The sequence below is a fragment of the Spirochaeta thermophila DSM 6578 genome (assembly GCF_000184345.1).
Lineage (GTDB): Bacteria > Spirochaetota > Spirochaetia > Winmispirales > Winmispiraceae > Winmispira > Winmispira thermophila.
Map to the genome: position 1 here is coordinate 669,187 of NC_017583.1, position 14,708 is coordinate 683,894.

Annotated in this window: 13 protein-coding genes; 8 read left to right on the top strand and 5 right to left on the bottom strand. The window is 60.7% G+C overall.

What is annotated here, in order from left to right:
• The first annotated feature begins 2 nt into the window (after positions 1-2).
• The 4 genes from SPITH_RS02925 to SPITH_RS02940 all read left to right on the top strand — a co-directional run bounded on the left by SPITH_RS02925 (position 3) and on the right by SPITH_RS02940 (position 2,388).
• Positions 3-938, top strand: coding sequence for an endonuclease/exonuclease/phosphatase family protein (locus tag SPITH_RS02925; protein WP_014624237.1), 936 nt, complete (start codon positions 3-5; stop codon positions 936-938).
• Between the two features lie 43 nt (positions 939-981).
• A complete protein-coding gene (locus tag SPITH_RS02930; protein ID WP_013313362.1) occupies positions 982-1,182 on the top strand; it encodes a hypothetical protein in 201 nt (66 codons plus the stop codon).
• Between the two features lie 70 nt (positions 1,183-1,252).
• Positions 1,253-2,083, top strand: coding sequence for a sugar phosphate isomerase/epimerase family protein (locus SPITH_RS02935; protein ID WP_014624238.1), 831 nt, complete (start codon positions 1,253-1,255; stop codon positions 2,081-2,083).
• 23 nt (positions 2,084-2,106) lie between these two features.
• Positions 2,107-2,388, top strand: coding sequence for a hypothetical protein (locus tag SPITH_RS02940; RefSeq protein ID WP_014624239.1), 282 nt, complete (start codon positions 2,107-2,109; stop codon positions 2,386-2,388).
• Between the two features lie 7 nt (positions 2,389-2,395).
• Here SPITH_RS02940 and SPITH_RS02945 read toward each other — a convergent pair whose 3' ends face one another.
• Positions 2,396-3,451 carry a 2-hydroxyacid dehydrogenase gene (locus SPITH_RS02945; protein ID WP_014624240.1) on the bottom strand — a complete coding sequence of 352 codons (1,056 nt, stop codon included), beginning with the start codon at positions 3,449-3,451 and terminating at the stop codon, positions 2,396-2,398.
• A 148-nt stretch (positions 3,452-3,599) separates the two neighbouring features.
• On the opposite strand from SPITH_RS02945, the gene SPITH_RS02950 reads away from it, so the two are divergent.
• Both SPITH_RS02950 and SPITH_RS02955 read left to right on the top strand, forming a co-directional pair.
• The gene (locus SPITH_RS02950; protein WP_014624241.1) at positions 3,600-4,682 is read left to right on the top strand and encodes a mannonate dehydratase; all 1,083 of its coding nucleotides are present in this window, start codon (positions 3,600-3,602) and stop codon (positions 4,680-4,682) included.
• A gap of 63 nt (positions 4,683-4,745) precedes the next feature.
• Positions 4,746-5,909, top strand: a complete 1,164-nt coding sequence (locus SPITH_RS02955; RefSeq protein WP_041623988.1) for a GGDEF domain-containing protein — start codon at positions 4,746-4,748, stop codon at positions 5,907-5,909.
• Positions 5,910-5,912: 3 nt separating this feature from the next.
• Here the strand turns inward: SPITH_RS02955 and SPITH_RS02960 are convergent, their stop codons facing one another.
• The 4 genes from SPITH_RS02960 to speA are packed head-to-tail and all read right to left on the bottom strand — an operon-like array spanning position 5,913 to position 13,401.
• On the bottom strand, positions 5,913-6,278 hold the full coding sequence (locus tag SPITH_RS02960) for a hypothetical protein (protein WP_013313368.1): 366 nt from the start codon (positions 6,276-6,278) through the stop codon (positions 5,913-5,915).
• A gap of 29 nt (positions 6,279-6,307) precedes the next feature.
• Entirely contained in the window at positions 6,308-7,603 is a 1,296-nt protein-coding gene (locus tag SPITH_RS02965; RefSeq protein ID WP_014624243.1) for a response regulator, read from the bottom strand.
• Positions 7,600-11,436 (bottom strand): PAS domain-containing hybrid sensor histidine kinase/response regulator, encoded by a 3,837-nt coding sequence (locus SPITH_RS02970; RefSeq protein WP_014624244.1) that lies wholly within the window; start codon positions 11,434-11,436, stop codon positions 7,600-7,602. Before SPITH_RS02970 ends, SPITH_RS02965 begins: the two co-directional genes overlap by 4 nt.
• Positions 11,437-11,487: 51 nt before the next feature.
• Complete coding sequence (gene speA / locus SPITH_RS02975) at positions 11,488-13,401, bottom strand: biosynthetic arginine decarboxylase (RefSeq protein WP_014624245.1); 1,914 nt, start codon at positions 13,399-13,401, stop codon at positions 11,488-11,490.
• 61 nt (positions 13,402-13,462) lie between these two features.
• Here speA and SPITH_RS02980 point away from each other — a divergent pair, with 61 nt between their 5' ends.
• Positions 13,463-14,050, top strand: a complete 588-nt coding sequence (locus SPITH_RS02980) for a chromate transporter (protein WP_245523436.1) — start codon at positions 13,463-13,465, stop codon at positions 14,048-14,050.
• Positions 14,043-14,630 carry a chromate transporter gene (locus tag SPITH_RS02985; protein ID WP_014624247.1) on the top strand — a complete coding sequence of 196 codons (588 nt, stop codon included), beginning with the start codon at positions 14,043-14,045 and terminating at the stop codon, positions 14,628-14,630. The genes SPITH_RS02980 and SPITH_RS02985 overlap by 8 nt, the downstream gene beginning before the upstream one ends.
• The last annotated feature ends 78 nt before the right edge of the window (positions 14,631-14,708 follow it).

The window sequence follows — 14,708 nt, forward strand, 5'->3', positions numbered from 1 at the left end:
CGATGGGAAGGCCCCACCTCGTCTTCTTCCTGCTCCTCTTCCGGTTGGTCGGGGTCGGGGGGGAGGAGTACGTCGTAGCCACCTATAACGTGGAGAACCTCTTCGACGCGGTGGAGGATGGGGCGGAGTACGACGAGTTCCGGCCGTCCTCGTTCTGGACCGAGGAGAAGGTTCTTGTACGCTTGGAGGCAGTGAGCCGGGTGGTGCGGTCCCTCGATGCGGATGTGCTCATTCTCCAGGAAGTGGAGAACGAGCGGGTGCTCGGCCGGCTCGTCTCCGGGTATCTTGCCGATGCGGGGTACCGGTGGCACTTCCTCCCGGAGGAGGAGGGAGCGGTGCACGTGGCGGTGCTCTCCCGTATACCGGTCGAGGGCGTGAGGGTGCACGCCCTCAAGGATCCCAGGGTGGCCGTCCTTCGGAGTGTGGTAGAGGTGGAGTACCGCCTTGGGGGAGAACAGGTGTTTCTTTTCGGTGTCCATCTCATCTCCCGGGCAGGTCCTGCGTGGCGGGATGAGATTCGGCGGAACCAGTTGTTCCTCATCGCGAGACGATTGGAGGAGATCCGCAGGACCGCGCCTGGAGCCCATGTCCTCGTGGGAGGGGATTTCAACATGGAGGCCGACGAGGTGGAGACATTCTTTGACCGCGCGCTCTTCCCGCAGGATGTCCATTCGGTGTGGAGCATGATGGTGCCCGGGACCATGCCTTCTGGATCGTATTGGTATGAGGGCCGATGGGAGCGGATCGACGGGTTTTTCTTCACCGAGGGGCTTCGAGACGGGGTGGGGCTCGATGTGACAGGAGGGGAGGTGATGGCCTTCCCCTGGCTTCTCGATGAGAGGGGCCGTCCGTGGTCATGGGACATGGGTACGGGAAGCGGATACTCTGACCATCTCCCGGTGAAGGTCATCCTCACGGACTTGACCCGTATGAAGTAATCGGGATACTATTGCGTACCATATTGTAAGAGGAGTATGGGAAATGTCCAAAGCTCACAGGGGTAAGGGGCTTAAGGATCAGCCGAAGAAAGGGAGAGGGAAGTGTCCTCTCTGTGGAAGAACAGGGGTGAAGCTCCTCTACGAGGTCTCTGCCCACGAAAAGAAACTTTCAGTGTGCAAGCCCTGTTCAAAGGCGGTGGCCCATGGAAAGAGGGAGGAGGCCCTCGCCGCGCTTGCGGAATGAGGCGTCTCGCCGATCTTGCGAAGCTCTGCCTGGGGGGCAGGGCTTTGTTTTTGCCTCGGAAGGAGATCGTATGAGATTGGGAGGGCCTCTCTTCGGCGAAGTCCGGTCGCCGGAAGAGTGGGTGACGCTCGTGAGGCGGTGGGGATACCGCGCGGCCTACGCTCCGGTCTCCCCCGAAGCCTCCTCCGAGGAGATCGCGGCCTACCGGGAAGCCGCCGAACGTGCGGATATCGTGATCGCCGAGGTGGGCGTGTGGAACAATCCCCTCTCGCGACACCCCGGGGAGCGAAAGGCCGCCCTGGATGCGTGTGTGAGGGCCCTCTCCCTCGCAGACGAGCTGGGGGCCAGGTGTTGTGTGAACATCGGCGGATCTCTGGGGGAGAAGTGGGACGGCCCCTGTGCCGACGATCTCGGCGAGGAGGCCTTCGACCTCATCGTGGAGACGGTGCGATCGATCATAGACGAGGTGAAGCCTCTCCGCACCTTCTACACCCTTGAGACCATGCCGTGGATGTATCCGCACACCGCTGAAAGCTACGAACGGCTCATCAAGGCGGTGGACAGAAAGGCCTTTGCGGTGCACTTCGATCCGGTGAACATGATCTGGAGCCCCGAGCGCTTCTTTCACAACGCAGAGGTGATACGCGACTTCGTGCGGAGACTCGGGCCCTGGATACGATCGTGTCACCTCAAGGACGTGCGTCTCCAGGACCGCTTTCTGGTCCATCTTGAAGAGGTGATCCCTGGAAAGGGGAATCTCGACTACAGGACCCTGCTCTCCGAACTCGATCGACTGGATGACGTCCCGGGGATGCTGGAACACCTCTCCACATCTGAGGAGTATGTCCAGGCCCGTGACTACGTAACAAAGGTGGCCCGGGAGATAGGGGTGGGGCTGTAGATACGTTTCGAGGAGGCCGGCCCATGAGTCCGTTCGAAGCCCTCATGCTCCTCTGTTTCGGCGCTGCGTGGCCCTTCTCGATCCATACCTCGTATGTCTCCCGGTCGACGAGGGGGAAGAGCCTCCTCTTCCTGCTCGTGTTGCTGATAGGGTACACCTCGGGGATCATCCACAAACTCTTCTATGCGCGGGATCCCGTACTCCTCCTCTACATCCTCAACTGGACGATGGTGGGGATCGACACCCTCCTCTATCTCCGGAACCGGAGGATGGAACGGGAGGCCCTCCGAAGGGCCTCCCGGTGACGTCCCGCTAGAAGCAGCGTCCGGTCTCCTTCTTCCGGCACGATGCCATGTCACACTGATAGCAGATTTCGTTCTCGAGGGACCGACCGCTGAAGAAGTCGTCGATGTTCTTGAGGGTGGTTTCCGCGATGTTGGTGAGGGCCTCACGGGTGAAGAATGCCTGATGGCTCGTGACCAGGACGTTGGGAAAGGTGAGGAGCCTGGCGAGCACGTCGTCCTGGATGTGGGTGTCGGAGTGGTCCTCGAAGAAGTATTCGGTCTCCTCTTCGTACACGTCGAGTCCCGCCGCACCGATGTGCCCTCGTTTGAGGGCCTGGATGAGGGCCTTCGTGTCGATGAGTTTGCCCCGACCGGTGTTGACGATGAAAACTCCCTTTTTCATGAGAGAGAGGCTCTCGTCGTTGATCAGGTGGATGGTCTGGGGGGTGAGGGGACAGTGGAGCGAGATCACGTCGGATTCGCGGTAGAGCGTCTCGAGAGGCACGTAGGAAAACCTGTGTGAGGCGGCCCATTCCCCGGCCGGATAAGGGTCGTGGAGGAGGATGCGCATGCCGAATCCGTCTCCGAGTATCTGAGCCACGAGGCGTCCTATCTGGCCCGTCCCGATGATGCCGGCCGTCTTGCCGTGGAGGTCGAACCCCATCAGCCCGGTGAGGCTGAAGTTGAACTCCCTGGTCCTCCAGTAGGCCCGGTGGACCTTCCGGTTGAGGGCGAGGAGGAGGGCCACGGTGTGCTCCGCCACCGCGTGAGGGGAGTAGGCAGGAACGCGGACCACGTGGATCTTCCCGTAGACCGAAGGGAGATCGATGTTGTTGTACCCTGCACATCTAAGGGCGATGAGCTTCACTCCCGCCGAGGCGAAGACCTCGGCGACCTTTGGAGTCACATAGTCGTTCACGAAGAGACAGACCGCGTCATAGCCCTTGGCGAGGATCGCGTTGTCATCGGTGAGGCGATCGGAGAGATACTTTATGGTGAATCCATAACGTTGGTTCACGCTCTCGAAAAACTCACGGTCGTAGGGTTTTGTATCGTACATGAGGATCGATGGCAGGTGCTTCATGGAGTCCTCCAATCGATAAAAAAGTATTCTTACTTGAATAGTAATAAAAAATCCGGAAAAAGGGAAGAGGGATCTCACCATTGTGATGAAACGGAATTTCTGGCATCATACCTGCCATATACGTCGAGTATGTCATGAGGAGTGTGTGATGGCACCTACAATTGTGGTTCGGTGGTTCGGTCCGAAAGACGATCATGTCCCCCTCCAGTGGATCCGTCAGGTCCCGGGCGTGGAGGGGGTGGTGAGCGCCCTCTTCGATATCCCGGTGGGAGAGGTGTGGCCAAAGGGCCGCATCGAGGAATTGAAGTCCCTCATCTGCTCGCATGGGCTCTCCTTCGAGGTGGTGGAGAGCGTCAACGTGCACGAGGATATCAAACTCGGCCTCCCGTCGAGGGACAGGTACATCGAGAACTATATCCTCACGCTCAGGAACCTCGCCTCCGTGGGCGTGAAGGTGGTCTGCTACAACTTCATGCCGGTCTTCGACTGGATTCGTACGGATCTCGCCTATACCCTCGATGATGGTTCCTCCACCATGGCCTACGACCGGAGACTCCTCGAGGGCAAGGGCGTCGAAGATCTCGTGTCGGCCATGTTCGGCCAGTCCAAGGGGTTTTCCCTGCCCGGCTGGGAGCCGGAGCGGCTGGCCGCCGTCAGGAGCACCATAGAGCAGTACAGGGCCATGGGTGAGGACGAGCTCTTCGACAACCTCCGCTATTTCCTTTCCGCCGTGGTGCCGGAGTGCGAGCGTCTCGGGATCCGGATGGCCATCCATCCGGATGATCCCCCCTGGGGGGTGTTCGGGTTGCCGCGTATCGTGACCACCGAGGAGAACATCATGCGCATCCTCGCCCTGGTCGACAGTCCTGCCAACAGCTGTGCGCTTTGTACGGGGTCGCTCGCCGCGCGCTCCGACAACGATGTGGCCCGCATCATCCGGAGGGTGGGGGAACGGGGGAGACTCGCCTTCGTCCACTTGAGGAACCTCAAGAAACAGGGCGAGGGTATCTTCTACGAATCGGCGCATCCGAGTTTCTGCGGGAGCCTGGACATGTACGAGCTCGTGGCGGCGCTCCACGGGATCGGATTCGACGGCTACCTGAGACCCGATCACGGACGCCACATCTGGGGAGAGGAGGGGCGGCCGGGGTATGGTTTCTATGACCGGGCCCTGGGCATCGCCTATATCCTCGGTCTCTGGGAGGGGATAGAGAAATCAGCGTCGCGGTAGCAAAGTCGGCGGAAATCATATATGCTATAAGTGCAGATACTGCACAGGAGGAGCGACCGAGGCATGCCGATGGAAGGGACGAACAGAGAGGCTCCTGGTGGGAACGAGGACTATCTCAAGTATTATGATCTCCTGAAGCGGATCGGTGTCCTCGATGAGCTCCAGCACTACAGGAACGAGATCAGTAATCTTGAGGAGATCATCTCCCAGGCGGTGGAACTCCTCAGCAAGTCCTCGATAGAGGAGGTGCTGGAGGTGGTGGTGCAGGGGCTCATGGACAAGTTCATCCCTTCGTATCTCACCCTCATCCTCCAGGAGGCGGGGGTGGAGGGCAAGATCCTGGTGAAGTGCTATGAGCGGCTCAGGGAGATCCCACCCCCCTTCGAGATCACGAGCCTGGATGGGTACCGGGAGTTCTTCGAGCGGCATCCCTCTTCCATCAGCTTTTCGCTCTTCGAATACAAGGTGCCTTCGCCGGGGCTGGTGGAGCCGTTGCGGGCCGTGGAAGCGGAGATCCTCGTCCCGGTGATAGGGATGGGGGGGGTCTACGGGCTCATCGTCTTCGGGAAGAAGGTGCTCGGCGAGGACTATACCCCCCAGGAGCTCGCCTATATCGGACGTCTGGTGGGGTTCGTCTCGATAAGCCTCCAGAACAACATCCACTACCGCTCGTCCATCATGGACTTCAAGACGGGGATCTACAACGCCTCGTTCTTCATGAGGAGGCTCGAAGAAGAACTCTACCGGGTGAAGCGGTACGGAGGCCACCTGGGGCTCATCATCCTGGATGTGGACCACTTCAAGCTCTTCAACGACCGCTACGGCCACCTCGCCGGCGACGAGGTCCTCATCTCCATCGCGAGGGATATCAAGCAGAACCTGCGGAAGGGTGATGTGGCAGCCCGGTACGGTGGGGAGGAGTTCGTCGTGCTCCTCCCCGGGGCCAACAGGAACGCGGCCTACATCGTGGCGGAGCGGGTCCGCCACAGCATAGAGCTCATGAAGGTCTATTTCGAAGACAAGATCCTCCACGTGACGGTGAGCGTGGGCGTCACTTCTTGCACTCGATACCGTCTCCTGGATCCCCGGAAGCTCATCGAGGAGGCGGATCAGGCCCTCTATCTTTCGAAGGAGCGGGGACGGAACAGGACCACGGTCTACAGGAAAGGGCTCCTCTCCCTCGCCGAGGAGTACAGGGAGGCGCTCCTGGAGCAGGTGCGCACGTAACGGTCAGGAGAGATACTGGAGGCGTTCGCCCGTCCGGGCGCCGATCAGGGCGAAGAAGAAGGCCGCCAGGCTGGAGATCATGAGGCCGAGGAGCTTCCCTATGCCGAAGACCGGGGTGTAGAGCACGGTGCTGAGGACATTGATGAGCACCGCTCCCAGGGCGGGTTCCATGAGGGTGATCCCGGGAGAGATGTAGCCCGAGAGGAGTCCCCCCAGGAAATAGACCGCGGGTTTGATGAACAGGAAGAGGATGAAGCCTATCCCCAGGGTGAGGATCCCGAAGAGGGTGAGACCTACGCGTAGTACCACCTCGGTGACGAGGAATATTCCCATGCTGACGAAGACCCACTTCCACTCGATCCGGTTCATCCACCAGCCTCCTCTGCACACGGATGGTGTCATTGTGCCATGCGAAGCGGGATCTGAACAGAGGTCTTGGTCCCTGCCTCGGTTTCCTCGATACGGAACGTCCCCTTGTATCGGGTCTCCACGAGTTCCTTCACCGTGGCGAGACCGAGGGCGAGGATACCGACTCCCAGGTCCTCCTCCTCGAAAGCCTTCAGGAGGCGCCTCCGTTCTTGCACCTTGAGCCCCGTGCCGGTATCGCTGATCTCGAGATAGAGTATACCCCCGTGGGGGTAGGCCGAGAAGGACACGTCCCCTTCCCCCTCTCCGCTCAGGATGCTCTCGGCGGCGGTGAGGAGACCGTGAGCCAGGATGAGGAAGAGGTGGTCCCGGCTCAGGGGGGAGGGATCCTGCACGGGAGGGGTGGCGGTCGTCACGGTCACGGGCTCGGGAAGGAGGGGGAGGACCTCCTCGAGGACGGAGGCGACCATGTCGCTCACCGGTCGGCCTGTCCCGTCTTCCGTGTGGCTCACGTGATCCTTCAGTGTCTCGAAGTAGGTCTTCACGAAGAAGAGCCCGTTGCTTATGACGTTGTGCTGCGTGAGGGCCTCTCGTATGATCACGAGGTGTTTCTGGAGTTCCGCCTTCGAGAATGCCGTCATGAGCTCTCTCGCTTCTTCCATACCTGCCTTGAGGAGCCCGTCCTTGTTCTTGGAGAGGTGATTTCGGGTGAGGAGGAGGATCTTTTCGATCTCGGCGAGGGAGAGGGCGGGATCGTTCTCGGTGAGGAGGGGGGTGTCGCGCACGAGGTTCAGCCGGGAGGAGAGGTTCTCGTGGATGGTGAGGAACATGAGTTTCTCGTAGAACTGTTTTCGGGTGAGGAACTCGAGTCCGGTGAGCTTGGTGAGGGGGATGGCGGCCGGTCGGGCCTTCTGCGAGAGCTCTTCGATCTTCTTCTGCTGTTCCCTCAGGGAAAGCTGGGTCTGGACACGCTTGAGGAGTTCCCGGGGGTCGTAGGGTTTGACGACATAGTCCTGGCCTCCGAGCTCCAGGCCCTTCATCACGCTCTCCCTGTCGGCCTTTGCCGAGAGGAAGATGATGGGGATGTCCCGGGTCTTCGGGTTGTTCCGTACCCGGCGGCAGACTTCGAAGCCGTCCATCTCCGGCATCATGATGTCGAGGAGGATGAGATCGAAGGGGGTCTTCTCCAGCCGGGAGAGGGCCTCCGGGCCGCTCTCCGCGAAGGAGACGATGTAGTGTTCCTGGAGGATACTGCCCAGCAGTTGTATGTTGGGAGGTGTGTCGTCCACGATGAGGATGCGGTGTTTTTTCTCTGTCCTCTGTGTCATCGGGATTCCTCCTTCAATCGTCCGATTTTCTCTTCAAACTCCTTTATGACGGTGCGTATCCGATGTGTGTTGAAGCTCTGTACCGCTTCCTCCAGGGATGCTCCCCACCCTGAGAGGAAGGGCGAGCCGATTCTCGTTCCCGCCTCTTTTGCCCTGGAACCGAGCTCCTCCAGGGTGGTGTTGAGCCATGTCTCCTTTGCTTCTTCGAGAAGGGGAGCGATCTCCCGATCGTAGAGGGAGAGGATCTGCTCTCTTCGTGCGAGGTCTTCGGACGTCAACTCGAGATGCTCCTCCCGCGGGGGAGGGGGAGCCGTGGTGCGGGTCGTTTCCGTGGGGAGGAAGGATCTCAGGGTCGAGAAGAGGGTGTCCCTCTGGATCGGCTTGGTGAGGACTTCGACGAACCCGTTCTTCAGGAATTCCTCGTGCCGCTCTTTGAGGACCGAGGCGGTGAGGGCGATCACCGGGATGTGCCGATGGGAAGGATCTCTGTAGTACTCCTTGATGAAGGTGAGACCGTCCATCACGGGCATCCTGATGTCCATGAGTATGAGGTCGGGAGGGTGGGTCTCTGCTCGGGAGAGGGCCTCTTGCCCGTTCGAGGCTTCGATGACAGTTGCCCCTGTGGGCGCGAGGTATTCCTTGAGAAGGGTGCGGTTGAGCTCCTTGTCGTCGACCACCAGGATGACCTTCCCTTCGTACATCGGGACGTCTCCTCCGGTTTCCTCGGTGGCGGACGCCGTCCGCTCGGCGGAGCAGGTGAGATCGGGAATTCTCACGGTGAAGGTGGTTCCCTTGCCGTACTCGCTTTCCACGGAGATGGTCCCTCCCATCATCTCCACGAGGCGCTTCGAGATCGTGAGTCCGAGTCCTGTACCCCCGTATTTGCGGCTGTCCTGGCCCGAGCTCTGGTGGAAGGACTGGAAGATGGCCTCTCTCTCCTCCGGCCGTATGCCTATGCCGGTGTCTTCCACGGAGATGGTGAGGTCCACCTTCGATTCCTCGGTATGAAGGGTCCCCCTCACCTGGACCTTCACATGGCCCTGTTCGGTGAACTTGATGGCGTTGCCTATGAGGTTGAAGAGGACCTGCCTGAGTCTGAGTTCGTCGATCTCCACGGTGGGAGGGAGGGCAGGGGCGTAGTCGAGGATGAAGGAGAGGCCCTTGTTCTCCACTTGGGTCCGGAAGATGTTGGCTATTTCCTCGATGAAGGAACGCAGGTCGACAGGGCTGTAGGAGAGGGTCATCTTGCCGGCTTCTATCTTGGAGAGGTCGAGGATGTCGTTGATGAGCATGAGGAGGTTCTTGCCGCTTGATCTGATGGCGTCGAGGTAGGAGGCTTCCTTCCCCGAGGGAAAGGAGGAGGCGAGGAGGTCGGTGAAGCCGATGATGGCGTTGAGCGGGGTTCGGATCTCGTGGCTCATGTTGGCGAGGAACTCACTCTTGGCCCGCATCGCCCGCTCCGCTTCCTCCTTGGCTTCCTTGAGCTTCTGTTCGGCCTCTTTCTGGAGGCTCATGTCGAGGGACACGATTCCTATGTAGGTCACGTGCCCCTCTTCGTCCTTGATGAATGTGGCGGTCGTGAGCATGGGGAAAGGAAGCTGTCCCTGATAGACGTGCCATATCTCCTGGGAGGGCATCACTCCCACGTCCTCCGCCCTGGTGAGTTCCTCGATGAGCTTCTCGTACTGCTCCTCGGTGTGGAAGATGGAGAGGTGTTGACCCATCACTTCTTCCAGCCTGTAGCCGTGGATCCGGGCCATGTAGGGATTGGCGTAGACGATGGTGTGGTTGGCGTCGATGATCACGGTCCCGTAGGGTGCGGTGTCGGCTATGGCCTTGAAGAGCCGCATCTGGCGTTCCACGGTGGCCCGCTGGGTGATGTCCATGGCGATCACCGTGGCACCGAGGATCTCTCCCTCCTCGTTCCGTTTGGGAGAGATGACCACCTCCAGGTGGAGGGGGAGGAGGTTCCTCCTGGAGATGGAAAAGCGGGTGGTGAATGTCTGACCCGAGAGAACCCGGGAGACGGCCGTCTCCACCTGCCTCTGCATGGTCCTCGTGGGGAACAGATCGGTAAAGCGCATCTCCCGCCGGGGAGGTCTCTTGAAGTACATGCGAGAGAGTCGGGCGAGGGTGGGGTTGAAGATCTGGATGCGCAGATCCCTGTTCATGGAACAGATGGCCACCGACTCGGTGCTCCGGAGGATGGCGTCCATCTCCATGGCGGCCCGCGCGAGCTCCGCGCTCTTCCGCGCGACCTCCTCCTCCAGGTGGGTGCGGTATCGTTCGAGTTCCTCCTCCGTCCGTCGTTGTTCGGTGATGTCTTCCAGGAGGACCAGAATGTGGTCGAGCTCACCTTCGGGGGTGAGGACGCCTCGCTTCTGCACCTTCACGATGCGGGACTCCTCCTGATGGGGGAACTCGACTTCCATCGAGGGCACGAGGACCGGGGTGAGGGGATCCTCGAGTATCTTCCGGTTGAGGACTTCGAGCTCCTCGGAGAAAGGGGGAGGGAAGAGTCGGGTCTCGGGGACTCCCAGGGCCTTCTGCCGGGGGACTCCTGTGATCCGTTCCATGTAGGGATTCCACAGGGAGACGGTGTAGTCGCTCAAGGGATCGAGGGTATAGACCCCTATGGGGAGGGCCTCCAGCATCTGGCGATAGAACTGCTTCTGCTGGCTGAGGAGACGTTCGGTGCGTTTCCGGTGGGTGATGTTGTGAAGTATGATGAGCCACCGTGCGGTCTCGTAGTCCTTGTGGAGGGGGAATATGGTGACCTCGGTCGTGATCTCTTCCGCCCTGTGCTGCCAGGAGATCTCCCGGAGGATCACCGTGGCGCTCTTCTCCGCCTCCTCCAACAGGGGGCGGAGGTGGGCATCGATGGCCCTCGAGACGAGGGAGATGGGTTTGCCGACCAGGCTGGGGAGAGGGCGTCCTTCCAGGAGGTAGGCCCAGGTCTCGAAGGCCGTATTGGCGTAGAGGATACGCCTGTCGCTGTCCGTCACCAGAATGTAGTCAGTGAAGGAATCCAATACCGAGGTGAAGAGCCTCCGCTGTTCCTGCAGTGACTCGAAGTAGAGGGTCTCGGCGTGTACGTCGAGGAGGAGGAAGGGGCGGATCCGGCCCTGCACCGGGAGGGGTATGACGAGGAAAGAGGTGCGGCCCCTTCCCGGGAAGGAGAAGCGTCCGTGGAAGGTGTCGTGGGGAGCGGCGAGGAACTCCTCGAGGGACTTCCGGGCATCGGGTTCCACGGTGGCGAGGAATTCCGGTTCGGAGAGGGTGAGGGACGTGGAAGGGCTCGTCGAGGATCCCGGGAGGTGGAGATCGATCGAACGGGTCCGGACGTCCAGATAGAGGAGCCCTGTCCGGAGTGAGGGGAGGAGGTTTTTCGCGATATCGAGACGGAACCCGGGGGTGAATATCCGTTCCCAGGGAAGGGCGGAGAACCAGGCCCGTTCGTACCTCGATTTACGGGAGAGGAAGGCCTCGGGGTGCGAGGGGCTGTCGACCGCGAGGATGCCGTAGAGGAATCCTCCCACCTTGAGGGGGTAGAGGTGTATGCGCCCGTCCAGGATGGACAGATGGGTGAAGTTCCTGAGCTCGAAGCTCTCTATCCAGAACCTGCCTTCGTCGGTGGAGAGGAGGAGCGCGTCCAGAAGGGTGACTGCATCGGGAGCCTCCCACCGGGCGATCTCCTGGAGTTCATAGGTGATAGTGAGGCAGAGGCTTGCCCCCGGTGCCCCCATGTCCAGGGAGAGTGCTTCGAGACTCTCCTCGAGTGAGGATATCTCTCCCCCCCCGCGGGAGGAGGTCATGGCATACTCTTCTCCCATACTCAAAGTATAGGAGAAGGGCGACCGTCTTTTCAAATGGAGGGGGTCTCGTCACTCGAAATAGGTGTATCCGCGCATGCCTTCCTCGAAGGCTTCCATGATGGCCTTTTTCTCCGGGAGGCCGATCTTCTTCTCCTTGAGGGCCTGTTCCACCTTGCGTTTGAGGCGGTGGAGGATGGCCTTGGGGATGTACTCCACGTAGCTGAGGATGTCCTCCACGGTGTCGCCCTCCACCTCGTTCACGAAGACGATCTCGCCGTCATCGTCCAGGGCGACGTTCACTATGTGGGTGTCACCGAAGAGGTTGTGGAGGTCTCCCAATGTCTCCTGGTAGGCTCCCACGAGGAAGATACCGATGATGTACTCCTCGTCTTTCAGGGGATGGAGGAGGAGATAGGGGCGGGTGTCGTAGATGTCGATGAAGGTGTCTATCTTTCCGTCCGAGTCACAGGTGGTATCGGCGATGATGGCAGGGACCTCCGGCTGTTCGTTGAGCCTGTGGATGGGGACGATGGGGAAGAGCTGATCGATGGCCCACGCATCGGGGAGCGACTGGAAGACGCTGAAGTTGCCGTAGTAGATGTGAGCGAGGCTCGCCTCGGCCTCTTCTATCTCTTCCGGTATGTACTTGAGCTGCTTCGACACTTTCACCAGCTTTTCTATGCCGTTCCAGAAATAGAGCTCGGCCAGACCTCGTTCCCAGAGAGGGATGTCGCCCATGATGAACTGGGAGCGGATGAGATCGCGGTAGTAGATGATGTCGTGGAATGCCTCCTGTACGTTCTTGACCGATATGGAATTGTAGATATCGATGAGTTCCTTGAGCGTGGGCGAGCACTCCTCGGGGACGGAGAGCCGGTCCGGAGCAACGGTGAGGCTCGAGGAGTCCAGGACGTTGAACAGGAGGACGCTCGAATACGCCACCACGAACCGTCCGGATTCGCTCACCAGGGTGGGGTGAGGGATTCCCTCGGGGTCGAGTATCTCCATCACCTCCTCCACCACGTCGGTGGCGTACTCCTTGAGGGTGTAGTTCCGGCTCGAGTGGAAGTTGGTCTGCGAGCCGTCGTAGTCCACCGCGAGGCCCCCTCCGATATCCAGGTGTCCCATCGTCGCCCCCTCCTTGTAGAGGGCTGCGTAGTACCTGGCCGCTTCCTTCACCGCGGAGCGAATGTGCCTGATGTCGGGGATCTGCGAGCCGAGGTGGTAGTGGAGGAGGACGAGGCGGTCGAGCATCCCCTCTTCCTTGAGGATCTTTACAGCGGAGACGACCTGGTGCGAGGTGAGGCCGAAGATGGATTGGTCCCCTGAACTCTCCGACCACTTGCCCGGGGTGGTCGAGGAGAGTTTCACCCTGATGCCCAGGAACGGAAGGATACCCAGCGCGCGGGAGCGCTCGATGATCGTCCGGATCTCGGAGAGGCGCTCGATCACCAGCACCACCTTGTGGCCGAGCTTGGTGCCGTAGAGGGCAAGGTCGATGAACTCCCTGTCCTTGTAGCCGTTGCACACGAGCAGACTTTCCTTGTCGCGGAGGTGGGAGAGGGCGATGAAGAGTTCCGCCTTGCTGCCGGCTTCGAGTCCGTAGTGAAAGGGACGACCTATCTCCACTATGTCCTCTATGACCTGCTGCTGCTGGTTCACCTTTATGGGGAAGACGCCCCGATAGGTTCCCCGATAGCCGCTCTCCTTGATGGCGGAGAGGAAGGCGTTGTTGAGTTCGTGGATCTTCGCCCTGAGGATGTCCCTGAATCTGAGGAGGACCGGGAACGAGAGCCCGCCCTGTACCACCTTCTGGGCGATCTCGTAGAGGCTCACCTCCTCTGTCTTCCGCTCGGGGGTGGAGAGCTTCACCGTCACCTCGCCGGATTCGGAGATACCAAAGAAGTCGCCTCCCCATCTGCTTATCCCGTAGTATTCGTCGGAGTCCTTTATGGTCCAGGCCTTTATCTCCTTGCGTGCCATCCCTTTCTCTTTACCTCTCTTGTGGATTCGTAGTCTTTCACTATACTATGATTCCGACCACATGTGGAAGAGAGGAGGGCTCAGCGTGAATGGTGCCGTGACGGGAAAGGCCCGGCTTTTCCTCACCTTCTTCTCCATAGGGGCGGTCACGTTCGGGGGAGGGTACGCGATGATTCCCCTCATCCAGCGGGACCTGTGTGAGCGTAAGGGGTGGCTCGAGGAGAAGGAAATGCTCGATATCCTTGCCGCGGCCCAGTCGGTCCCGGGGGCGGTGGCGATCAATACCGCCTCGTTGGTGGGGATGCGCCTGGCCGGGGTCGGGGGTGCGCTCGCCGCGATGCTCGGTATGGTGCTCCCCTCGTTCCTCGTGATCCTGCTGGTGGCGGGCGTGCTCTATCGGTTCGTACATGTGGAGCTGGTGGGGCATGCGTTCGCCGGGATGCGTGCGGTGGTGCTCGGGCTCCTCGCATCCGTGGTGCTCTCGGTGGGAAGGAGCACGGTGAAGGATGCGTGGAGCGGGCTGATCGCGGTGGGGGCGGTGGTGTGTGTGGTGGTGCTGGGGGTGCACCCGGTACTCGTGCTCCTGGGCGCAGGCGTCCTGGGGCTTCTCGCTTCGTTGTGGCGGACGGGGAGGCGCTCGGATGGGTGAGGTGTGGGGGCTTTTCGTCTCGTTTTTCAAGATAGGGGCGTTCGCCTTCGGGGGGGGATACGCCATGATCCCCCTTATCGCTTCCGAGGTGGAGGGGCACGGGTGGCTTTCCGCGCGTGTCTTCGCCGACGTGGTGGCGATCGCGGAGATGACGCCGGGGCCGGTGGCGATCAACATGGCGACGTTCGTGGGGTTCAGGGTGGCGGGGGTGCCGGGTGCCCTGGTGGCCACCACGGGGGTGGTGCTGCCCTCGTTCCTCCTCGTGCTGGTGGTGGGAAGGTGGCTCGCGCGATGGGAGAAGGCCCCGCTCAAGGAGGCGGTCTTCTCGGGTCTCAGACCCGCGGTGGTGGGGCTCATCGGTTCGGCTGTGTGGGTGGTAGGCAGGGGGGCTCTCCTCGACCACCCGCCCGAGGCACTGCAGATTCCCCTCGGTTCGGGTGTCGACGGGATCTCGCTGCTCATCGCGGTGGCGGCGTTCCTGGTCTTCAGGACCCTGCGCCTCCACCCCGTCTGGGTGATCCTCGGGGGAGCGGCGGCGGGTATGCTCGCGGGTATGGTGGCGCCGGGGTGGGGCGGGTGAGGGAAGCCGCCTGCGGTGTACGACATCGTGCCGGCGTCCGTGGACAATCTTGACGGAAACAGTAAAAAAAAGTATGTT